The sequence below is a fragment of the Streptomyces sp. NBC_00726 genome (assembly GCF_045161735.1).
In the GTDB taxonomy this organism is placed as follows: domain Bacteria; phylum Actinomycetota; class Actinomycetes; order Streptomycetales; family Streptomycetaceae; genus Streptomyces.
Map to the genome: position 1 here is coordinate 4,974,830 of NZ_CP108983.1, position 21,794 is coordinate 4,996,623.

At 71.8% G+C, this 21,794-nt stretch carries 19 protein-coding genes; 13 read left to right on the forward strand and 6 right to left on the reverse strand.

Translation table 11 applies throughout. The features are described from left to right. The first annotated feature begins 26 nt into the window (after positions 1-26). The 3 genes from OG338_RS22350 (at position 27) to OG338_RS22360 (ending at position 3,099) form a co-directional block, all read left to right on the forward strand. Entirely contained in the window at positions 27-485 is a 459-nt protein-coding gene (locus OG338_RS22350; protein WP_405939022.1) for an SMI1/KNR4 family protein, read from the forward strand. 413 nt (positions 486-898) lie between these two features. Then, positions 899-2,473, forward strand: coding sequence for an FAD-dependent oxidoreductase (locus OG338_RS22355; protein ID WP_405939023.1), 1,575 nt, complete (start codon positions 899-901; stop codon positions 2,471-2,473). 83 nt (positions 2,474-2,556) lie between these two features. Beyond that, a complete protein-coding gene (locus tag OG338_RS22360) occupies positions 2,557-3,099 on the forward strand; it encodes a DinB family protein (RefSeq protein ID WP_405939024.1) in 543 nt (180 codons plus the stop codon). A 91-nt stretch (positions 3,100-3,190) separates the two neighbouring features. Here the strand turns inward: OG338_RS22360 and OG338_RS22365 are convergent, their stop codons facing one another. Beyond that, positions 3,191-3,811 (reverse strand): YceI family protein, encoded by a 621-nt coding sequence (locus OG338_RS22365; protein ID WP_405939025.1) that lies wholly within the window; start codon positions 3,809-3,811, stop codon positions 3,191-3,193. A 225-nt stretch (positions 3,812-4,036) separates the two neighbouring features. Here OG338_RS22365 and OG338_RS22370 point away from each other — a divergent pair, with 225 nt between their 5' ends. Together OG338_RS22370 and OG338_RS22375 are read left to right on the forward strand one after the other, a co-directional pair. Continuing rightward, positions 4,037-4,576, forward strand: coding sequence for a hypothetical protein (locus OG338_RS22370; protein ID WP_405939026.1), 540 nt, complete (start codon positions 4,037-4,039; stop codon positions 4,574-4,576). 23 nt (positions 4,577-4,599) lie between these two features. Beyond that, positions 4,600-5,667, forward strand: a complete 1,068-nt coding sequence (locus OG338_RS22375) for a DUF4185 domain-containing protein (RefSeq protein WP_405939027.1) — start codon at positions 4,600-4,602, stop codon at positions 5,665-5,667. A 70-nt stretch (positions 5,668-5,737) separates the two neighbouring features. Here the strand turns inward: OG338_RS22375 and OG338_RS22380 are convergent, their stop codons facing one another. Then, positions 5,738-6,967 carry a glycoside hydrolase family 64 protein gene (locus tag OG338_RS22380; protein ID WP_405939028.1) on the reverse strand — a complete coding sequence of 410 codons (1,230 nt, stop codon included), beginning with the start codon at positions 6,965-6,967 and terminating at the stop codon, positions 5,738-5,740. Positions 6,968-7,152: 185 nt separating this feature from the next. Here OG338_RS22380 and OG338_RS22385 point away from each other — a divergent pair, with 185 nt between their 5' ends. The 8 genes from OG338_RS22385 (at position 7,153) to OG338_RS22420 (ending at position 16,808) form a co-directional block, all read left to right on the forward strand. Continuing rightward, entirely contained in the window at positions 7,153-7,338 is a 186-nt protein-coding gene (locus tag OG338_RS22385; protein WP_405940567.1) for a hypothetical protein, read from the forward strand. Positions 7,339-7,422: 84 nt separating this feature from the next. Beyond that, entirely contained in the window at positions 7,423-8,778 is a 1,356-nt protein-coding gene (locus tag OG338_RS22390; RefSeq protein WP_405939029.1) for a serine protease, read from the forward strand. Continuing rightward, positions 8,775-11,093, forward strand: coding sequence for a tetratricopeptide repeat protein (locus tag OG338_RS22395; RefSeq protein ID WP_405939030.1), 2,319 nt, complete (start codon positions 8,775-8,777; stop codon positions 11,091-11,093). The genes OG338_RS22390 and OG338_RS22395 overlap by 4 nt, the downstream gene beginning before the upstream one ends. 61 nt (positions 11,094-11,154) lie before the next feature. After that, complete coding sequence (locus tag OG338_RS22400) at positions 11,155-12,552, forward strand: hypothetical protein (RefSeq protein WP_405939031.1); 1,398 nt, start codon at positions 11,155-11,157, stop codon at positions 12,550-12,552. Further along, positions 12,549-13,607, forward strand: a complete 1,059-nt coding sequence (locus OG338_RS22405; protein WP_405939032.1) for a hypothetical protein — start codon at positions 12,549-12,551, stop codon at positions 13,605-13,607. The genes OG338_RS22400 and OG338_RS22405 overlap by 4 nt, the downstream gene beginning before the upstream one ends. Then, positions 13,604-14,848: a carbohydrate ABC transporter substrate-binding protein gene (locus OG338_RS22410; protein ID WP_405939033.1), complete on the forward strand. Its 1,245-nt coding sequence runs from the start codon at positions 13,604-13,606 to the stop codon at positions 14,846-14,848. Before OG338_RS22405 ends, OG338_RS22410 begins: the two co-directional genes overlap by 4 nt. 154 nt (positions 14,849-15,002) lie before the next feature. Further along, a complete protein-coding gene (locus OG338_RS22415; RefSeq protein ID WP_073863128.1) occupies positions 15,003-16,586 on the forward strand; it encodes an acyl-CoA carboxylase subunit beta in 1,584 nt (527 codons plus the stop codon). 18 nt (positions 16,587-16,604) lie between these two features. Next, positions 16,605-16,808: an acyl-CoA carboxylase subunit epsilon gene (locus tag OG338_RS22420; RefSeq protein WP_018102441.1), complete on the forward strand. Its 204-nt coding sequence runs from the start codon at positions 16,605-16,607 to the stop codon at positions 16,806-16,808. Between the two features lie 67 nt (positions 16,809-16,875). On the opposite strand, the gene OG338_RS22425 is transcribed toward OG338_RS22420, so the two are convergent. The 4 genes from OG338_RS22425 to OG338_RS22440 form a co-directional block, all read right to left on the reverse strand. After that, positions 16,876-17,457 carry an ATP/GTP-binding protein gene (locus OG338_RS22425; RefSeq protein WP_014048542.1) on the reverse strand — a complete coding sequence of 194 codons (582 nt, stop codon included), beginning with the start codon at positions 17,455-17,457 and terminating at the stop codon, positions 16,876-16,878. Further along, positions 17,438-18,007 (reverse strand): DUF742 domain-containing protein, encoded by a 570-nt coding sequence (locus tag OG338_RS22430; RefSeq protein ID WP_405939034.1) that lies wholly within the window; start codon positions 18,005-18,007, stop codon positions 17,438-17,440. The genes OG338_RS22425 and OG338_RS22430 overlap by 20 nt, the downstream gene beginning before the upstream one ends. 97 nt (positions 18,008-18,104) lie before the next feature. Beyond that, positions 18,105-18,518 (reverse strand): roadblock/LC7 domain-containing protein, encoded by a 414-nt coding sequence (locus OG338_RS22435; RefSeq protein ID WP_018102439.1) that lies wholly within the window; start codon positions 18,516-18,518, stop codon positions 18,105-18,107. Positions 18,519-18,528: 10 nt separating this feature from the next. Further along, positions 18,529-21,735, reverse strand: coding sequence for a nitrate- and nitrite sensing domain-containing protein (locus tag OG338_RS22440; protein WP_405939035.1), 3,207 nt, complete (start codon positions 21,733-21,735; stop codon positions 18,529-18,531). Positions 21,736-21,794 lie beyond the last annotated feature (59 nt).

A 21,794-nucleotide genomic window follows, 5' to 3' on the forward strand; every position in this document is an offset into this window, starting at 1 on the left:
GATGCCCAACAACTGTCATTTAATCTGTGGAGGTTGAGTTGAGTTATATCGATGGTTACAAAAGGGCGCTTGGGCTTGGCGCCTCAAAGGGGTTCGTTCGTCTCGAAGTAAATGGAATGTCGTCCGCCGAGATTCAAGAGGTTGAGCTTGACCAGGGGGTGTGCTTGCCACGCGCGTACAGAGAGTTTCTGGAGATTTGTGGAAGTTCTCGCGGTGGCGTATTGGGTTCCGAAGATGTCTACTATCCAGACTTGATCGGAATCAAGGATGCCGCGTATGAGATTCTGCGAGATGGTGGGGATGAGATTTCACTGGATGGCTATGTAGTATTTTTTATGCATCAAGGATATATTTTCTATTGTGCGAAGGCTGATTCTGTCGACCCGTCGGTATTTGGGTATTCGAGCATGGAGGGGGGTGAACTGATTCCGCAAGGAGTTACACTTTCGGAGTTCATTGCCCAAATGATTGCCCACGGGCTCTAGCTGTTGGTTCCAGGCGTACTTGTCGTCAGGCAGGGCCCTGAGCTGGGATAAGGGGTCATGTCCAGGCGACGGGTCAGTGATTTGTTCGGGTAATCTGGGGATGGGGATGGGGATGGGGATTGAATTTGATTAAGATCGGTGTCCTCGGAAAGATTGTCGAAGACTATCCTTCGCTCATTGAATTCTTCAAAGAAGGTCAATGGGTAGTGCAATGGCGCCGATTTCCCGGGGTGTGTGAAATATTCCGTCACTGAGCGTTTTCAGAGCGGCCACCGATCGAGTGACGGCGGGAAGGCTGCAACGCACGAGGCGGTGCGACCTTGCGTCTGCGTGGGGCGTTTTGCCGCATCGGCAAGTATGTTTGCCGCGAAGGGCGGTTGCGCGCACCATCTCCGTACATGGAGGAGGTTCGCATGAGCGACAACACGCAGGCGTACGACGTAGTGGTGATCGGTGGCGGGGTCGCCGGGCTGAGTGGGGCGCTGGCCCTGGGGCGGGCGCGGCGGTCCGTGCTGGTGGTTGACGCGGGGGACCCGCGCAACGCGCCCGCCGCGCACGTGCACAACTACCTGGGGCGTGAGGGCACCCCGCCCCTGGAGCTCGTGGCGATCGGGCGGGACGAGGTCGCCGGGTACGGGGTCGAGGTCGTGACCGGTGAGGTCACCGTGGCCGAGCGGCTGCCGGAGGGGGCCGGGTTCCGGGTCGTGCGCGGGGACGGGGCCGCCGTCACGGCGCGGCGGCTGCTGGTCGCGACCGGGCTGGCCGACGAGCTGCCGCCGGTCCCGGGCCTGGCCGAGCGGTGGGGGCGCGAGGTGCTGCACTGCCCGTACTGCCACGGCTGGGAGGTGCGCGACGCGGCGATCGGGGTTATCGCGGTCAGCCCCATGGCCGTGCACCAGGCGCTGCTGTGGCGGCAGTGGAGCGAGGACGTCACGCTCTTCCTGCACAACGGGCCGGAGCCCACGGACGAGGAGTACGAGCAGCTCGCCGCGCGCGGCATCGCGGTCGTGGACGGCGAGGTGGCCGGACTGGAGGTGGCCGGCGACCGGCTGACCGGCGTCCGGCTCGCGGGCGGCCGGGTGGTCGAGCGGGCGGCCGTGGTCGTCCAGCCGAGGTTCACGGCGCGTTCCGGCGTACTGGAGAGCCTGGGGCTGCGCCCCGTACCGCTGGAGGCGGGCGGACACACGCTCGGCTCGTACATCGAGGCGGACCCGGCCGGTGCGACGGCGGCCGCCGGGGTGTGGGTCGCCGGGAACGTCACCGGGCTCATGGACCAGGTCATCGGCGCGGCGGCGGCCGGGCTCAAGGCCGGCGCGGCCATCAACGGGGACCTGGTCACCGAGGACACCCGGCGCGCCGTGCAGGCCCGCAACGCGCCCTCCGACGCGGAGCTGTGGGACAACCGCTACCGCGAGAGCCACCGCATCTGGAGCGGCAGGCCCAACACCGTGCTCGTCCGCGAGGTCGAGGAGCTGGCGCCGGGCCGGGCGCTGGACCTGGGCTGCGGCGAAGGCGCGGACGCGGTCTGGCTGGCGGGCCGGGGCTGGCACGTCACCGCGACGGACATCTCGCGGGTGGCGCTCGGCCGGGCCGCCGAGCACGCGGCGGATGCCGGGGTCGCCGACCGGGTGGACTGGCAGTTCCACGACCTGGGCGCCACCTTCCCCGAAGGGGCGTACGACCTGGTCTCGGCGCAGTTCCTGCACTCCATGGGCGACCTGCCCCGGGAGCGCATCCTGCGCCGGGCGGCCCGCGCGGTCGCCCCGGGCGGGGTGCTGCTGATCGTGGGGCACGCGGGCTTCCCGGCCTGGGACGACCGGCACGCCGACATGAAGCTGCCGACGCCCGACGAGGTGCTGGCCGCGCTGGAACTGCCGGCGGGGGAGTGGGAGGTGCTGCTCAGCGGGGAGCACGAGCGCGTCCAGAACGACCCGGACGGCAATCCCACCACCCGTACGGACAACGCCCTGAAGGTCAGGCGGCGTTGACCGTGCGTACAGGACCGGATCTGACCTAATGCGCTCGTACTGTCGGTTCTGACGGCGGAACAGGAGCGACGGAAGGCAGCACCATGAACGCCAGCGAGACGGCCACCGTGACCACCGGCTCGGACGAGCGGGCGGACCTCCTGGAGGCGCTGGGCAAGCAGCGGCACTTTCTGCGGTTCACCACCCGCGACCTGACCGACGAGGAGGCCGGGAAGCGGACCACGGAGAGCGAGCTGTGTCTCGGTGGCCTGATCAAGCACGTGACCTCGGTCGAGCGGAACTGGGCCCGCTTCATCGTGGAGGGCGCGGCCGCGATGCCGGACTTCACCAGGATGACCGAGGCCGACTTCGCGAAGCGGGCCGACGATTTCAGGATGCTGCCGGGCGAGACGCTGGCCGGCGTGCTCGAAGCGTACGAGAAGGTGGCGGCGGCGACCGACGAGCTGGTCGTCTCGCTGCCGGACCTGGGCGCCGCGCACGCGCTGCCGAAGGCGCCCTGGTTCGACGGGGACGCGAAGTGGTCGGCCCGCCGTGTGCTGATGCACATCGTCGCGGAGACCGCGCAGCACTCGGGCCACGCGGACATCATCCGGGAATCCCTGGACGGCGCGAAGTCCATGGGCTGACCGCCCGGCACGGCCCGCCGCCCCGCTCCCGTACGACGGGGCGGGGCGGCGGGCGTTCAGGCGGGTGGCCGGGCCGGCGGCCGGGAAGGGGTCACGCCCGCGGGGCGGCCTTGATCGCGGAGATGTCGAAGTTCAGCTTCACCTTGTCGCTGACCATGACACCGCCGGTCTCCAGCGCCGCGTTCCAGGTCAGGCCCCAGTCGGAGCGCAGGATCTCGGCACCGCCCTCGAAGCCGACGCGCTCGTTGCCGTAGACGTCGGTCGCGGAGCCGTTGAACTCCAGGTCGATGGCGAGCGGGCGGGTCACGTCCTTGATGGTCAGGTCGCCGGTGACGCGGTACTTGTCGCCGCCCAGCTGCTCGGCGGAGGTCGAGCGGAACGTCATCAGGGGGAACTTCTCGACGTCGAAGAAGTCGCCGCTCACCAGGTGGCCGTCGCGGTCCTTGATGCCGGTGTCCACGCTGGCGATCTTCACGTCGATGGAGGCCGTGGAGTTGCCCGGGTCGCTGCCGTCGAGCTTCAGCGAGCCCTCGTGCTCGGCGAACGAGCCGCGTACGTTGGTGACCATGGCGTGACGCACGGTGAAGCCGATGCTGCTGTGCGCCGGGTCGATCGCGTAGTCACCCGTCAGCGCGGCCAGGGCGGGGTCGACGTCGGCCGTGGTCGTGGCGGCGGCAGCGGCGTCGGCGGACTTGCGGTTGAACAGAGCCATGGCTCCTCCTCGAAGACCTGGCCGAGTGGACTCGACCTGTTGTTTAACCTTCAACGACTTCGACTGTAGACCTATCTTGTTCAAAGTTCAACATCTATGCCGAGGATCGTCGCATCGTCCGCGATCTGTTCACGCGGCCGTTACGCGAAGCCCCCTGGCGACGCGCGTAGAACTGGGGCACCATCTCCCCTGCCCCTTTGTCATGCACAGGAGGAGAATCCCCCCATGGTCTTCCACGCACCCCGGCTCCCCCGGATGACGCTGCGCCCCGTCCTGACCGCCCTCGCCCTCGTGCTCGGCGTCCTCTTCGCGCCCGGCTTCGGCCTGGTGAGCGGCACGACCGACGCGTACGCCGTCACCAAGCTCACCCACAGCCAGGCGACCTCCCGCTTCAGCTCCTCCGGCGTCACCTGGTCGTCCTCCGGCGGCTGCTCCAACCGGAACGTCTCCACCTGCACCTCCTTCGACCAGCTCAACCTGCCGACCGCACAGGGCGCCCAGACCCTGAAGAGCGCCACCGGCTGCGCCCTGAACATCACCGGCGGCACGGAGACCGGGCACGCGAGCGGCACGTACTCGCACTGGAACGGCTACAAGCTGGACTTCGGCAAGACCACCTGCCTCACCAACTACGTGAAGAGCGCGTTCACCTACATCGGCCTGCGCGGCGACGGCGCCCCCCAGTACAAGTCCGCCTCCGGCAACGTCTACGCCGACGAGGGCAACCACTGGGACGTGACCTACTACAACTGCGGCGGCTGCTGACCGCCTCCCCACAGGAGCTGCCCATGCACGCCAACAACCCGAGCCGCCGCGCCCTGCTGCGCACCGGCGCCGGAGCCGCCCTCGCCGCGGCCGGGATCGCCGCCGGGACGCCGGCCGCGAGCGCCGCGTCCTTCGTCACCGGCGGCAAGGTCCGCAATCTCACCGGCCCGGCGGAGACCGGCCGCTTCGCCGCGCCCTGGACCGACCTCGGCATCCCGGCCCGCTGCCCGGACGGCTCGATGCTCTTTGTCTGCGGCGACACCTTCGACGGCGGCGGGGTCGGCGGGCCCGACTGGCGCGCCCCGGTCGGCCTGCGGGCCTCGAACCCCTCCCTCGGCTCCCTCGTCATCGACGGGAGCGTCGGCGGCGCCCACGCCGGCGGGCTCGTCCCCGAGGGGCACGCGGGCGGCACCACCGCCATCCCGTCCGATGTGTTCACCATCGGCTCCACGATGTACATGCACCTGATGCGCGGGGTCATCTACCGCACCCACCACTCGGACTTCTGGCGCTCCGACGACAACGGCAACACCTGGCAGTACCTCTGCCAGTGGCCCGGCGACCAGTACGGCGGCCAGTTCCAGCAGAAGACGTACGCGGTCGCCGACGACGGGTACTGCTACGTCCTGTCCACCGCCTTCAACCGGGACGTCACCTCGGGGCTGCTGCTCCACCGCGTACGGCAGGACGCCCTCGGCAACCCGGCCGCCTACCAGCCCTGGGGGTACGCGGGCGGGGCCTGGGCCTGGGGGAACGCGCCGACCACCATCACCGGGGCCCGCCGCTGGGGCGAGATCTGCTTCCGGGCCATGGGCGGCAAATATGCCCTGACCTGGCTCAACATGGCCCCGCTCGACATCCGGGCCCAGGTCTTCGCGCTGCCCACGTCGAATCTGTTCGCCACCCCCGAACAGACCGTGATCGTGCCGACCGTGCCCGGTCTGGAGGTGGGGAACGCGGTCGCCAGCCCGTACGGCGGCTTCATCGTCCCCGGATCGACGTTCGCGGACTTCCACCTCGCCGTCAGCCAGTGGTTCGACAACCAGAACTACCGGGTCATGCAGTACCGCATCAACGGACTCGCGGCCTGAGTACGCGCCGACGCATGGGGAAGGACCCCCGTCCCGCCCGGACGGGGGTCCTCCCGGTCTGCGGGCGAGGTCAGGAACCGACGCTCACCGTGAACCGCCTCGGGTTGCCGTCGTTCGCGGCGCCCGAGACGTCCGGCTGCCCGTCCGGACGCACGTCGTCGTACGGGAAGGCGTAGCCGATCGGGCTGTTGGCGTGGACGATCCGGGACCAGTGGTTGGTCACCGCGCCCTGGTAGTAGTCGGACACCGAGGTGCCGTTGGGCTGGTCCGGGTGGCTGAGCATGATCGAGCGGTTGAAGCCCGCGGCGAGCCGGGCCAGCAGGGCCTTCTTGTCGTCGTTGTCCGCCGGGTTGTTGGTGAAAGGACCGTGGTTGCAGGTGAAGATGTCCTTCGACACCGGCTTGCCGAAGGTGTGCCCGCCGTCGAACGTCAGCGTGTCCCCGCTGACCCGGCCCGTGCGCACGCCGCGCCCGCCCTGGAGGTCGATGCGCAGGTCCGTCGAGCGGTACTTCTCCCAGACCTGGTCGATCTGCGCCGTGAACAGGTCGCGGAACGGCATCTGGTCGGGCCGGTCGAAGTAGGGCGCCATCAGATTCTGCGGAGAGATGACCCGCAGCACGCTGCCGTCCGCGCCGCGGGTCACCAACTGGTCCCAGGGCTGGCCGTCGGCGGCCGCCTGGGCGATGAGGCCGTCGGCGATCCGGTTCACGGCGCCGTCGGGGAGCGGGGCGACGGTGTGCGTGGAGTCGCCCTCCAGGGTCAGGCCGATCGGGAGCGCGGTCACCAGGTCGACGTAGCTGATGTTGGCGTACAGCTGCTGCGGGTTGAACGTGAACTCGCAGAACGACCAGGTGCGCCCGTAGTTCGGGTCGGTGGAGGTGGCGAACGCGGGCTCGACCAGGGCCGGGCCCGGGTTGAGGTAGAAGGTCAGGGTGTCGTCGCGGACGAAGTAGACCCGGGCGCCGTACATCTGAGGCAGAGTCAGTACGACCGGCGCGCCGCCCGCCCCGTTCAGCGGGATCGCGCAGTCGACCGGCAGCGGGGTCTGCGGCGCCGAGGGGGAGTCGGGGTGGTAGGCGCTGCCGTCGGCGCGGAGCAGGACCCAGCGGCCGGTGCCCTGCTCGTGGCCGGTGACATAGGCGTTGACGCGGCCGGGCAGCGACTTGTTGACCAGGGCCAGTTCGCAGGTGGCGGCGGAGGCCGACGCGCTCGGGCTCAGCGCGCTGCCCCAGAGCGGGTAGCTCAGTGCGGTGGCGGTGGCGGCGGCTCCGCCCGTCAGGAACTTCCGGCGCGAAATCATGAGGCGACTCCGGGGTTACGTGGGGGGCGCGGACGGGTGGACCGTACGGGGGAGGTGGAGCGGGGGCGTCCGCGGTGCGCACCACTTTCTCGACGCGCGGCACGGGCGTCAAGACTTGTGACTGAGAGCGCTCTCAAAAAGAAGAACTCTTCACAACTCGACGCTGGTGGGCAGCACTTGCCTGCATGGCGCTCGCCCCCCGCAAACCCCGTGATCAGAAACTGAACACGGCGCCCCGGATGTCCCGGTCCCGCCCCGCTTGGGCTGGAACGGGAAGCTCATCGACGACGTACGTCGAGCTGATCGCCGGTGACGGCGGCGACGGCAACGACCACGCGGACTGGGGCAGCGCCCGCTTCCACCGCGGCTGAGATCCCCGGGCCCCGCTTCCCCCCCCGTGTCCTTGTGTCCGGACACTGGGAAGCGGGGCCCGTGCGCGCGTACGCTCTTCGGCCATGGGGGAGTTGAGAGCGGACTGGCGACTGCGGTTACGCCGGGACGGCCCGCGGGGCGAGGTGTGCGGGGCCGGGGTGCTGATCACCCAGGACCGGATGCTGACCTGCGCCCATGTCGTCGGGGAGTCCGACGCCCGGATGTGGGTCGAATTCGCCGAGAACCCCGCCATCCCGCCCGTCGCCGCCCGGGCCGCCCCCGACGGCTGGCTCGACGGCCGCGAGGACATCGCCGTCCTCGCCCTGGACGGCCCCCGCCCCCAGGCCCAACCCGCGCCCCTGTCCCGGCGCCTGGAGCGCGGCGCCGAAGTCTGGCTCGGCGGCTACGCGGCACCCTTCGACGCCGACGGGATGTGGCTCGCCGCACGGATCAGCGGCCTCCACGGCGACTGGGTGCAGCTCGACGCCCGCACCAACGCGGAGGTGGTGCGCCCCGGTTTCAGCGGCGCCGCCGTCCACACCGGGTGCCGGGGCGAGCGCCCCGAGAGCGTCGTCGGCCTCGTCGTCAGCTGGCGCGGCGACCTGGAAATGGCGCTGCCCACCGACAACGACCTCGCCTTCTCGTACATGATCCCCGTCGACCGGATCGCGGAACTCGTGCCCCTGGTCGCCGAGCTGAGCGGCCCGGACGGCTGGGACCACGCCTTCGCCGCCCGGCTGCGGCGCTGGTTCGCGGGCACCGACCAGCCCGCCGTGCGCTTCGGCGTCGTCCCGGCGGGCGGCGGCCGCGACCGCACCCTGCGCCACCAGCTGCACCGCGCCCACCTCGTCCACCACGGCGGACGCCACCGGCCCGACGAGCTCGTGGACACCCTGGTCGCCCAGCTGCGGCCCCCGCGCCACCAGCGCAACCGCTACCGCGACTGGCTCCTCGAAGGCGGCGACGAACCCGAACGCTCCCTCGCCGGACGCCCCGCCGCCGGCCCGGTCCTCGCGGTGGTCGGCCTGGACGAGGAGCCGGACCCGGCGGCGCTCGTCCGCGTCCTCGCCCGGGTGCGCGCCCTCGGCTTCCGGCTGCTCGTCGTCGTACGCGGCACGGACGGCCCGGCCCCCGGCGCGGTCGAACGCGACCTGCTCGTACCGGCCCTGGACGAACGTGCCGAGGAACTGGTGCGCGGGGCCGAGCGGATGGAGCGTGCCTGGGCCCGCCTGGACGGCCTCACCGACTCCGCCTCGGCGCCCCCGCGCCCGGCCACCGACCCGGCGGCCCGCCGCCGGCGCCTGGCGGAGCTGCGGGCGCTGCGCGAGCCGCACGCCCGGCTGGTAGGGCTCAAGCAGCTGTTACGCGACTTACGCGCCGACCTCGGCGGGCCCGCCGGACTGCCCGGACAGCGCACCGGACCCATGGGCCGCCCATGAGGATTCCCTGCCCGCACCGCCGCTTCACCGGCGGCCCCTGCACCGGCGCCGTCCGGTCCACCGGCTACTGCGACACCTGCGGCCGCGGCGAGACCGCCCCCGGCCTGCCGCCGCTGCCCGGCGCGCCCGAGGACCACGGCCCCGCCGGGCTCCTCGAACTCCCGCTGCTCGACCCGGGCAGCCCGGCCGAACGGCTCGCCGCCGCCGAGCACCCCGTGCGCATCGTGATGACCTGCTCCGTCAAGTCCTGCTCCACCGCGTTCGTCCCGCCGCACACCGCCGCGCCGCCCCCGGACGAGGGGTACTGCCCGGTGTGCGGGGCGCGCTACTCGTACCGCCCCGAGCTCACCAAGGACGGCCCGCCGCTCCAGGACCAGTACGTCATCCGGGGCCCCATCGCGCACGGCGGGCAGGGCTGGGTCTACCTCGCCGAGGACACCCACCTGGAGGACTTCGTCGCCGTCAAGGGGCTCCTCAACCGCTACGCCGAGCGCGGCGCCGCCCAGGCCGGTGAGGAGCGCCGCAGCCTGGTCGCCATCCGGCACGAACGGATCGTCCAGATCCGCGACTTCGTCTCCACGGCCAACGCCGACGGCACGGTCTCCGGCGGCTACATCGTCATGGAGGACGTCGGCGACCGCACCCTGTCCGCGCTGGTCGAGTCCGTCCGGCGGGGCGCCTTCGTCCTCGACATCGAACATGTCGTCACCTACGGCTGCCAGATCCTGGAGGCCCTGTCCCATCTGCACGGGATGGGCTTCCTCTACGGGGACATGAAGCCGTCGAACGTGATCCACCACCTCGACGGCATCAAGGTCATCGACCTCGGGGGCGTCCGCAAGGCGGGCAGCGTCGACCCCCCGCCCGTGATCACCCCGTACTTCGCGGCCCCCGAGACGGACGGCACCAAGCCGCTCACCGTGGCCCACGACGTGCACACGGTCGGCGTCACCCTCGACGAACTGGCCCGCTGGGCGGTCGGCGACGACGTCCCCGGGCTCGGCACCAGCTCCTTCCGGCTCGTCGTGGCGCGGGCCACCGCCGAGGACCCCGAGGAACGCTTCGGCACCGCCGAGGACATGGCCGGGCAGCTGCGCGGGGTGCTGCGCGAGATCCGGGCCCTGCGCGGCAAGCGCGACCAGCCCGAACCCTCCGCCCACTTCACGCCCTCCACCGAACTGCTCGGCGCCCGCCTCGGCTCGGTCCCGGACTACGCGCACTGGCTGCGCCGCCCGCTGCACAGCCGCCGCGAGACGCCCCCGGCGCCCACCCTGGACCCCGGCACGCCGACCCCGACCGAGATCGCCCGCCGGCTGCCGGTGCCCCGGCCCTACCCCGGCGACCCGCAGGCCGCCCGCTTCGGCGTCAGCAGCTACGACCCCGGCCAGCCGCTCGCCCAGCCCGCCGAGGGGGAGCGGTCCGTCGAAATCTGCCTGCACAACGCCCGGTTGCTGCTCGGCCAGGAGGGCCCCGACGCGCTGGCCGCCGCCCAGGAGCAGGTCGAGGCGGCGGCCGCGATCCCCGGGCCGGGACCGGTGCGGCAATGGCGCCTCAGCTGGCACCGCGGCCTGGTCGCGCTGCGCGGCGCGGACGTGCGCGAGGGGGAGCGGCAGGCGCTGCTGACGGACGCGCACGGCCACTTCTCGGCCGTGCACCGCGCCCTGCCCGGCGAGTACGCGGCGAAACTGGCCCTCGCGTACTGCGCGGAGCAGGTCGGGCCCGGCACGTCCACCGGCCACCCGCCAAGGTCCGGCACGTCCACCGGCCACCCGCCGGGCCCGTCCGCGTACGAACTGTTCCGCGCGGTGCACGCCCGCAACCCCTCGCACGTCGGCGCCGCCCTCGGCCTCGCCCGGCTCGCCCTGGCCCGGGGCGACCGGACCGCCGCCGGCCACGTCCTGGACCTGGTCCCCGACGAGTCCCGCGACCACACCGTGGCCCGCGTCGCCGCCCTGCGCATCCGGGCCGCCCGGCTCGCCTCGGGCGCGCACCCGCTGCCCGGGCCGGGCGAGATCGACGCCGCGCTCGCCGCGCTGACCGGCCCGGTCGTCGCGGGCGACGAGGCGGCCTGGCTGCTGCGCACCGAGCTGTACGAGTGGAAACTCGACGCGGTCCGCGCCACGGCCGCCCCCCGGCCCCCGCACCGGACATGGCTGCGCAGGGGCCTCCCGCCGCCGCCCGTCCCCGGCGAACGGGAGGTCCGCGCGGAACTGGAGCAGTGCTACCGCTGGCTGGCCCGCCAACGCCAGAAACCGGCGGAGTACGAACGGCTCATCGACCTGTCGCACGCGGTGCGCCCGCAGACGCGGTTCTGAGGTGCGGCGGGCCCCCACGAACCGCCCGCGCCCCGACGCCCTACCCCAGGAGATCCGTTTCATGGCCGCACCCGACCCGTCGCCGACCGGGCTCCGGTTCGCCGTGTCCGTCGACGTCCGGCGCGACCAGCAGCCGCACCACGACACCCGGATCGACGCCCATGTGCGCGTCAAGGCCACCGGCACCGGGCCCCGCGACCAGCGGCCCGCCACCGAGCTCGCCGTCGTCCTCGCCCTGGACGTCGCCCCCGCGCGCCGGACCGACGCCGCCACCGCGCTCGCCGCCGCCCTGCGCGCCCTGCCGGACGGGCTGTCGTTCGCCGTGCTCGGGGGCGCCGGGGACGACGAGCCCGGGCGCTGCTACCCGCTGCGCGGGCCCTGGGCGCTCGCGGACACCGACGAGAAGCGGCGTGCCGCGTTCAGCGCGGGGCGCGTCGCCCCGACCCCCGACGACCGGCCGGCACCGGGATACGGGGCCTGGCTCACCGCCGCCCGGACCCTCTTCGGCCAACGCACCCTGCCCGTACGCCATCTGATCCTCGTCACCGACGGCGGCGGGCACGACCCGGCGGGCGAGGCGGCCCTCGGCGCCGGGATCGCCGCGTGCGAGGGGCAGTTCAGCGCGGACGTCCTCGCGCTCGGCGCCGACTGGGACCCGGCACCGCTGCTCGCCCTCACCGAAGGGCTGCACGGCACGGCCGAGACCGCGCCCGACCGCTTCGCCCCCGCCGTCACCGGGACACTGCGTCGGCTGCGCCGGGTCCGGAGCCCCGAACTGCCCGTCACCGTCACCGGCCGCCCCGCCGTCACCGGGATCGCCCTCAGCGAGCGGCAGCCCCGGCAGCACCCCCTCGTACCGGTGACCGCACCCGGGCACCCGCACCGGTACGACTTCGCCACCCACCAGTGGGAGCCGGGCGCCCGGGACTACCTGCTCTCCGTGCGGGCGGACGCGAGCGCCGACCCGCTCGGCGTGCTGCTCCAGCTCGCCACGGTGTCCGTGGGCGAGGCCACCGCCCCGCTCGTGGTCCGCTGGCTGCCGCCCGGCGTCGCCGTGGGCGCGGGCGGCGGCGGGGGCGGCACGCTCGACGCGATGAACGCCGCCACCCGGATGCGGACCGCGCTCGACCGGGGCTACGCGGCGCTGGACCCCCTCAGCCGGGAGGAGGCCGAGCGGCATTTCGGGCTCGCGGTCCGGCTGGCCCACGAGATCGGCGCCGCCTGGGTCCTCGCCGACGTCCGCAAGGTGGCCGACATCGTGGACGGGGCGCGGGGCCTGGTCCGCGTCGGGGCCACCGTCGACCTGGGGACCGTGCGCGAGGGGCGGCTGCACGCCGCCTCCGGACCCCTGCTCGATCTGCCCGCGCACACCGGGGGCCCGCCCGGCAAGTGCCCCGGCTGCCGCCACCCCGCCGGCCCGGGCGCCCGGCACTGCATCGTCTGCGGGAGGCATCTGTGAAGCCCCGGCCCACCCACTGGACGCGCGCCTTCCGGGCCCGCGGGCTCACCGGCTCCCGCACCCGGCGGCTGCTCGAACTCCACCTGGCCGTCATCGTGCTCGCCGCGCTCGTCTCGATGACCGCGCTCCTCGTCTCGTACCGCGAGGTCCAGAACGCGGCCGGGGAGATGCGCACCCACGCCGCCCCCGCCGTCCAGGGCGTCGCCGCGACCCAGCTCGCCCTGCTCCGCGCCCACCAGGAGGCCGAGGTCTCCGTGCGCTTCGGGATCGACGAGGTCGTCGGCGCCGGGGCCCGCTACGAGGCCCAGCTCTCCGCCGCGAGCCAGGGCCTCTCCCGGCTCTCCGACGTCCAGATCGACGGCGAGCGCGGCCGGGGCGTCCTGGCGACCGTCACCGGGGTGCTCACCTCGTACAGCGGCTCCATCACGCCCGGCACCGTCAAATATGTGCACGACGACCTGATGCAGCGGCAGAAGATGAGCGACGCGGACCGCCAGCTGAACCGGCCCGGCACCGGCGTCGTGCCCCGTCTCGACGTCCTCCAGGACCACCAGATGCGCCGGATGGGCCGGATCAGCACCCTCGGCCCCCTCCAGGTCACCGGCTGGGCCGTCGCCGAACTCGGCCTGCTCGTCCTCGCCCTCACCACGCTCAGCGCGCTCCGGCTGCTGCGCCGCCGCTGCGGGTACAGCCTGGACCCGTGGCTGCTGCCGACGCTCCTGGTGGCCGTCGCCCTCGCCGTCGTACCGCTGTGGGCGACCGCCGCGACCCAGGAGCGGCTGGACGCGGCGCGCCACCAGCTGGTCCGGATCGAGCACACCGCCCGCGACCCCGCCGTACGGTCCGCGGACACCGCCCGCGACCCCGACCGGCTCGCCGACGCCCAGCAGTACGTCACCCGCGCCTCCACCGAGCTGCGCGGCGGACTCGCCGCCCGGAGCTGGCAGAGCTGGACCTACTACGGGGCGCTCGGCGCGGGCGCGCTGGTCCTGCTGCTGCCGGCCGCCGGGCTCAGCCGCAGACTCAACGCCGACTACTACTGGAGGGCCGGATGAGGCGGCCGCCCCGGGCACTCCTGCTCGTCCTCGCCCTGCTCCTGACCGCCGCAGGCTGCGGCCTCGCGGCCCCCGGCGGCAGCGACGCCGAACCCCGGGTGACGATCCTCGGACCCTGGACCGACGCGCAGGAACGGCAGTTCAAGGACGTCCTGGACGGCTTCGGCATCCCGTACACCTACCAGGGCACCGCGGCCACCCGCGAGGTGCTGCTCGCCGAGGTCCAGGCCGGGAACCCGCCCGACATCGCGATCCTGCCCGGCGTCGGCGAACTCGTCGAGTACGCCGCCGACAACCGGCTCAAGCCGCTCACGGACCTCTACGACCACGAGGAGTACGGCCACCCGTGGCTGCCGGAGGCGGAGGGCATAACGAAGGATCTGTGGGTGCCGCTCAAGGTCGACCTCAAGTCCATCGCCTGGTACCGCGAGGGCGAGACCCCGCGGCCCGCCCCGGCCCCGCTCGCCGCCTGGTGCGCCGCCATGGGCGACGACGGCTCCTCCGGCTGGCCCGGCAGCGACTGGATCGAGGACCTGCTGCTCCAGCAGGCGGGCGCGGTGCTGTACGCGCGCTGGGCCACCGGCGACCTGCCCTGGACCGCCCCACACGTCGTCACCGCCTGGACCACCTGGGCGGGCCTGCTCGCCCAGGGCTCGCGCGAGGCGCGCCTCAAGATCCTGGAGGGGGACCACCGCGGCCCGGCCGGCGGACACGGGCTGCTCTTCGGCGGGGGCGGCTGCTCCCTGGAACACCAGGGCTCCTTCGCCCGCTCGTTCTACGGGGACCGCAGCGCCGGGGCCGCCTTCACGGACTCGGCGCCGCTGCTGCCCGGGGGCTCCTATACCGTGAAGGCCCACGAGGTGTCGGCGGACTTCGCCGCGCTGTTCGGGGACGGTGACCGGGCCCGGACGATGATCCGGCACCTCACGTCCGAGAAGGCCCAGGAGCGGTGGGGCCGTGCGGGCGGGGTCTTTTCGGCCAACTCCGCGGTCCCGGCCCGCAAGGGCGCGGTCGAGCGGGAGGTCGGGCGCCGGCTCACGGACCAGCGGGTGCCGTTGTGCCTGGACGCGTCGGACGTGATGCCGGCCGCGGTGCGGGACGCCTTCTACGAGGCGGTGCTGCTGACCGTGGCCCACCCGGACGAACCGGTGCTGCCGCGCCTGGAGGACATTCAGAAGGTCCAGGACGCCCAGCTGGACCGGGTGCCCCGGCTCACCGGCGTGTGCGGCAGACCACAGTGAACCCTTTGTGGGACCCCCACAAGCAGAACCCGGTACCGGCTGGTACTTCGCCTGCATGGGCCCGGGCATCTGTCAGGCTCCACCAGTAATCCGGGCAGGAGACTGTACGGAGTCGACGGCGAGATTTTCTTGGCGGGGTTCGTAGGGTCGTTACATGACCGTTGTGGACGAAACCCAGGGCGAGCCGAGCGACACCCGCGGCCGTGTGGCCGAACTGCTGGCACTGCGCGAGCAGGCCCGGCGCGGACCCAGTGACCGGGCGACCGAGGCACAGCACGCCAAGGGCAAGCTGACCGCCCACGAGCGCATCGAGCTCCTCCTCGACCCGGGTTCCTTCCACGAGGTCGAGCAGCTGCGCCGGCACCGGGCGACAGGTTTCGGCCTGGAGGCCAAGAAGCCGTACACCGACGGTGTCGTCACCGGCTGGGGCACGGTCGAGGGCCGGACGGTCTTCGTGTACGCCCACGACTTCCGGATCTTCGGCGGCGCCCTGGGCGAGGCCCACGCCACGAAGATCCATAAGATCATGGACATGGCCATTTCGGCCGGTGCGCCGCTGGTGTCCCTGAACGACGGCGCCGGTGCCCGTATTCAGGAGGGTGTGTCCGCGCTCGCCGGATACGGCGGTATCTTCCAGCGCAACACCAGGGCGTCCGGTGTCATCCCGCAGATCAGTGTGATGCTCGGCCCTTGTGCGGGTGGCGCGGCCTACAGCCCCGCTCTGACGGACTTCGTGTTCATGGTCCGTGAGACCTCGCAGATGTTCATCACCGGTCCGGATGTCGTGAAGGCGGTCACCGGCGAGGAGATCACCCAGAACGGCCTGGGCGGCGCGGATGTCCACGCCGAGACCTCGGGCGTCGCGCACTTCGCGTACGACGACGAGGAGACCTGCATCGCCGAGGTCCGGTACCTCATCGGGATGCTCCCCTCCAACAACCGGGAGAACCCGCCCACCGCGGCGAGCGACGACCCGGCCGACCGGCGCGGCGACGCCCTCCTGGACCTGGTCCCGGCCGACGGCAACCGCCCGTACGACATGCACAAGGTCATCGAGGAGCTCGTCGACGACGGCGACTACCTGGAGATCCACGAGCGCTGGGCCCGCAACATCATCTGCGCCCTGGCCCGGATGGACGGCCAGGTCGTCGGCATCGTCGCCAACCAGCCCCAGGCCCTGGCCGGTGTGCTGGACATCGAGGCGTCCGAGAAGGCCGCGCGATTCGTCCAGATGTGTGACGCCTTCAACATCCCCATCATCACTCTTCTGGACGTACCCGGCTTCCTGCCCGGCGTCGATCAGGAGCACGGTGGGATCATCCGGCACGGCGCGAAGCTGCTCTACGCGTACTGCAACGCGACGGTGCCGCGGATCTCCCTGATCCTGCGCAAGGCGTACGGCGGTGCCTACATCGTCATGGACAGCCAGTCCATCGGCGCGGACCTCACCTACGCCTGGCCCACCAACGAGATCGCCGTGATGGGCGCGGAGGGCGCCGCCAACGTCATCTTCCGGCGGCAGATCGCGGAGGCCGAGGACTCCGAGGCCATGCGGACCCGCATGGTCAAGGAGTACAAGACCGAGCTGATGCACCCCTACTACGCCGCCGAGCGCGGCCTGGTCGACGACGTCATCGACCCGGCCGAGACCCGCGAGGTCCTGATCGCCTCGCTCGCGATGCTCCGCACCAAGCACGCCGACCTGCCGTCCCGCAAGCACGGCAACCCGCCGCAGTAGAAGACGGAGAACCCACTCATGACCACTGCCACCGCCGAATCCGTGCTGCGCGTCGAGAAGGGCCTCGCGGACCCCGAGGAACTGGCCGCGATCACCGCGGTCCTCCTCGCCCGCGCCGCCGCCCAGCCCGCCACCGCCCCCACCCGGGTCCGCGACACGGCCGGCTGGCGCCGCCTGGAGCGCACCCCGGGCTTCCGCGCCCCGCACAGCTGGCAGGGCTGACCCCCGCTGCTTACGCCGATGGCCCCGTACTCCTCGGAGTACGGGGCCATCGGCGTAACGGAAGCTCCTACCGCAGGCGCGCCATCAGAGCGTGCTCGACCAGCGTGATCAGCGCACTCTTCGCGTCCGCCCGGTGCCGCGCGTCCGTCGTCAGGATCGGCGTGTCCGGCCCGATCTGAAGCGCCTCGCGCACCTCGTCGGGTGTGTAGGGCTGGTGGCCGTCGAAGCCGTTGAGGGCGATGACGAAGGGGAGCCCGCTGTTCTCGAAGTAGTCGACGGCCGGGAAGCAGTCGGCGAGGCGGCGGGTGTCCACCAGGACGACGGCGCCGATGGCGCCGCGTACCAGGTCGTCCCACATGAACCAGAAGCGGTCCTGGCCCGGCGTACCGAAGAGGTACAGGATCAGGTCCTGGTCCAGGGTGATGCGGCCGAAGTCCATCGCCACCGTCGTGGTGGTCTTGTCCCCCGTGTGCGTCAGGTCGTCGATGCCCGCCGAGGCGGACGTCATCACGGCTTCGGTGCGCAGCGGATTGATCTCCGAGACGGCACCGACAAACGTGGTCTTACCCACGCCGAAGCCCCCTGCCACCACGATCTTCGCCGAGGTAGTGGAGCGGGCCGCTCCGCCGCTAGAGCTTGCGAAGTCCACTGAGCACCCTTTCGAGCAGTGTCACATCTGGCTGGCCGCCGGCGGACTCGTCGCCGCCGGGCTGGTGGATAGCGACGAGTCCGGCCTCGGCCAGGTCGGCAACGAGAATCCGGGCAACGCCGAGGGGGATCGAGAGGAGGGCCGAGATCTCGGCCACCGACTTGATCTCGAAGCAGAGCCGGCAGATCCGCTGGTGCTCGGGCAACTGCCCTTGCAGCCGGGACGGATCGGCCGTCGTACTGACCAACGCCTCAATGGCGAGTTGGTAGCGCGGTCGGGTCCGGCCACCTGTCATGGCGTACGGACGGACCAGCGGATTGTGCGCGGCCGGAGCCGCCGGCTCGGGAGCCCGCCGGGGCTGCACCGGCTGAATCCGGGGCTGCTGCGGCCCGTCGAGGCGATGGGGGCGCCGGAGGTGCTGAGGCTGCTGCGAGGGCTGCTGACCGCCCTGTCTGCCGGGTGCGGAGGGGAAGTTGAAACGTTCGTCCCCGTGCCCACCCGGAACATACCGGTCACCGTCGTACCGGTGCCCGCCTGGGGGTGTACCCACGATTCCTCCTCCGCCTGCCGGTCCCGATCCAGTGGACCGCGCCACCGCACCCTATGGCGCGGTGACGCGAAACGCACTGTCTGGTTACTGGATAAGACTAGTTAAGAAGACTTCCCTGGAGTTCGGCACGGAGGTCCGGAGTCAGAACGCTGCCCGCGCGGTCGACCAGGAGGGCCATTTCGTACCCGATGAGGCCGATGTCCGCATCCGGGTGTGCGAGAACGGCCAAGGAAGACCCGTCGGAAACGGACATGATGAAGAGGAATCCTCGCTCCATCTCCACAACCGTCTGATTGACCGCGCCGCCCTCGAAGATCCGCGAGGCACCCGCGGTCAGCGAGGTCAGCCCGGAGGCGACCGCCGCCAGCTGGTCCGCGCGGTCCCGGGGGAATCCCTCGGACATCGCCAGCAGGAGTCCGTCGGCGGAGACCACCACCGTGTGCGACACCCCGGGGGTGTTGTCCACGAAGTTGGTGATCAACCAGTTCAGATTCTGCGCCGCCTGGCTCATCGGGCTCACACTAACGCTCCTGGTTGTAGGTAGTACTTGTGTCCGTACCCGCGTTGCGTCCCCGGAGGACACCGCGCCGCAGGTTGCTCAGCCTGCCACGCACGTCTTCCGGAGCGCGGGAGACCTGGGGGCCGCCCTGCTGGGTCTGTTCGGCGGTGCCCTCGACCAGGTTGGCCTTGGGCACGCGCCGGGGAAGACCGGACGGGGTTATCCCGCCCGCCTTCGGCTCCCGGAGCTGCTCGGCCCGCTCCCAGCGCTCGTCGTTGGCCGAGCGCCAGTCGTCGGTGCCGTCGGTTCCGGCGTCTCCGTCGGTGGCCTGCTGCGCCGGGGCCGGCCGCTGCGGCAGTTCGTGCTGCTGCGGACGCTCCTGCGCTCCACCGGGCCGGCCGTTGCCGCGGCCGGTGGGCTGCCAGTGCTGCTGGCCGCCCCGGCGCGGCAGACCGGCGTCGGTCAGTTCGTGGCCGGTGTTCGGGGCGGGGCCCGAACGCTCGAAGCCTACGCGCTCCTGCGGCTCGGCGGGAGCGCTCACCGCAGATTCCGGTTCGGCCTGGGCGACCGGCTTGTAGCCGCCCTGGTACGTGCCCTGATCTGCCCACTCTTCCTGCTGGGGCTGGGCAGCGTACTGCCCGTCATAGCCCTGCGCGGGTGCCTCGGGGACCGGGTAGGCCGCCTCCGGATAGCCGCCCTGGGCGTCATAGCCGGTCGCCCCGGCGTACGGGTCGTAGCCGCCCTCGTACTGCTGCGCGGCGTAGCCGTCCTGACCGTTTCCGGCGTAGGCCGCCGCACCGTTCCCGGCGTAGGCGTCCTGGCCGTACGCGCCCTCGGCGTACACCTGCTCGGGCTGCGCCTGCTCCGGCTGGTCCGGGAACGCCTGGCGCTCGCCGCCGGCGGCCTGGGCCTCCAGCGCCGCGCGGCGCTCCTCGCGCATCAGCGAGCGGCCGACCGGGTCGAGCTGCGCGGAGTCCGCCGCGCCCTCGTCGTAACGCGAGTCGTCGAAGCCGAGTTCGGCTGCCGTGCGCAGCTGCGGCTGCTGCGGCAGCGCGTCGAACGCCTGCTGCTGCGGGATGATCGAGGAGACGGTGAAGTCGTCCTGCTCCGGCGCGTCGCCGCCGCCGCCGTGGGTGATCGCGTCCGGCAGCATGACCAGCGAGGTCGTGCCGGCCTGCTCGCCCGAGGGGCGCAGCTGGACGCGGATGCCGTGCCGGTCGGCGAGCCGGCCGACCACGAACAGGCCCATGCGCTGCGAGACCGCAGCGTCCACCGTCGGCGGGTTGGCCAGCTTGTGGTTGATGTCGGCGAAGTCCTCGGCGGTGAGGCCGATGCCCTTGTCGTGGATCTCGATCATCACGCGGCCGTCGGGCAGCCGGGTCGCGGTGACGCGGACCTTGGTCTGCGGCGAGGAGAACGTGGTGGCGTTCTCCAGCAGCTCGGCGAGCAGGTGCACGAGGTCGGTGACGGACTGGCCGTGGATCTCGGTCTCCGGGACACCAGAGAGCTCGATGCGCTCGTACGACTCCACCTCGGAGGAGGCGGCGCGCAACACGTCCACCAGCGGCACCGGCTGGTTCCAGCGGCGGCCGGGCTCCTCGCCGGCGAGGACGAGCAGGTTCTCGCCGTTGCGCCGCATGCGGGTCGCCAGGTGGTCCAGCCGGAACAGGCTCTCCAGCTGGTCCGGGTCGGCCTCGTTGTTCTCCAGGTCGGTGATCAGGGTCAGCTGGCCCTCGATGAGCGACTGGTTGCGGCGCGACAGGTTGGTGAAGATCGCGTTGACGTTGCCCCGGAGCATGGCCTGTTCGGCGGCGAGCCGGACCGCTTCCTGGTGGACCTGGTCGAAGGCGCGGGCGACCTCGCCGATCTCGTCCTGCGAGGTGATCGGGATGGGCTGCACCCGGGTGTCGACCCGGCCCGGGTCGGTGCGCGAGAGCTGGTCGACCAGCGAGGGAAGCCGCTGCTCGGCGATCCCGAAGGCGGCGGTACGCAGCCGGCGCATCGAGCGGCTCATCTGGCGGGCCATGAGCCCGGCCAGGAGGAACGCGGCCAGCAGGGCGACGACGACGATCGAGGCGTTGACGATGGCGTCGGTCCGGGCGTCGGAGGAGATCTCCGCGGCCTCGGCCACGGCCTTCTCGACCAGCTCGTTCTCGACCGTGGTGTAGCCGTCGAACTTGGCGGTGGCGGCGGCCATCCAGGTCTCGGGGGTGATCCCCTTGGCCTTCAGCTCGTCCTGGTCCCGGCCGAGGCCGATCTCCTTGGCCATGCCGTCGTAGACCGAGCCGTCGATGGAGGGCGGCGCCACGAACGGCACACCGGCCGTGGCGGCCTTCGCCTTGGCGTCCTTCAGCTCGGCGGCGCCGGCGGCCGCCTTGGCCTCCATGACCTTGCGCAGCCGGGTCGCGTCGGCCTCCGTACCACCGGAGGTGAACTCACCGAGGGCGATCTGCTCCAGGTAGTTGTACGAGCCGAATGCCTTGACCTGGTCGTTGAACTTGCCGCCCTCCTTGCTGGGGCGGACCAGGAGGTGCATGCCGATGGAGCGCTGAAGCGATTCTGCAGCCTTGGCCAGCTCGATCGCGTAGACGGTCCGGCCGTAGCTGGTGATGTTTCCGGTGCCGAGGCCCAGTTCGTTGCAGAACTCCATCAGGGAGTGCTGGACCTGGACGTAGCCCTCCTCGGTCTTCACCGGGTCCATGGCCGCGGTGTAGGCCGCCTTGCGCAGCCGCGGGAGCTTCGGCTCCTCCAGCTTGAACAGCTTGAGACGGCGCTCCAGGCCCTCCTTGGCCGGCATGTCCTTGACGGCCTCGGCGAACTTGGCGGCGGCCGTGTCGGTGGTGGCCCGGGTCTGCGAGACGACCTCGTCGTCGCGCTTGTTGGACAGCAGCGGCTGGGCGGTGAGGTCGCGCTCGTTGAGCAGCGCCTGTCCGTACTCGGCGGCGGCCCGCACGATCAGCGCGGTCTTCTCCGCGTCCTGGGCCTCCTGCCAGGTGTCGACCGAGCCCTTCACCTGGAAGCCGCCCATGACGAGGCCGACCAGCACCGGGATCAGGAGGATCGCGTTCAGCCGGGTGGGCACCCGCCAGTTGCGCGGCGACAGCCGGCTGGTGCTGCCACCGGCCGGTGCCCCTTCGGACACGTCGGCGGACGGCGCCGCGGCACGCGACGGCGGGGTGAAGTTGCCCCGCTCCGCCTGCGCCGTCGCGCCCTCGTTGTTACGCCTCACTCGACCAACAACCTCTCGGCGTCGGCACCTACGCTGTGCCGGGTTTAGTTCAGGGCCGT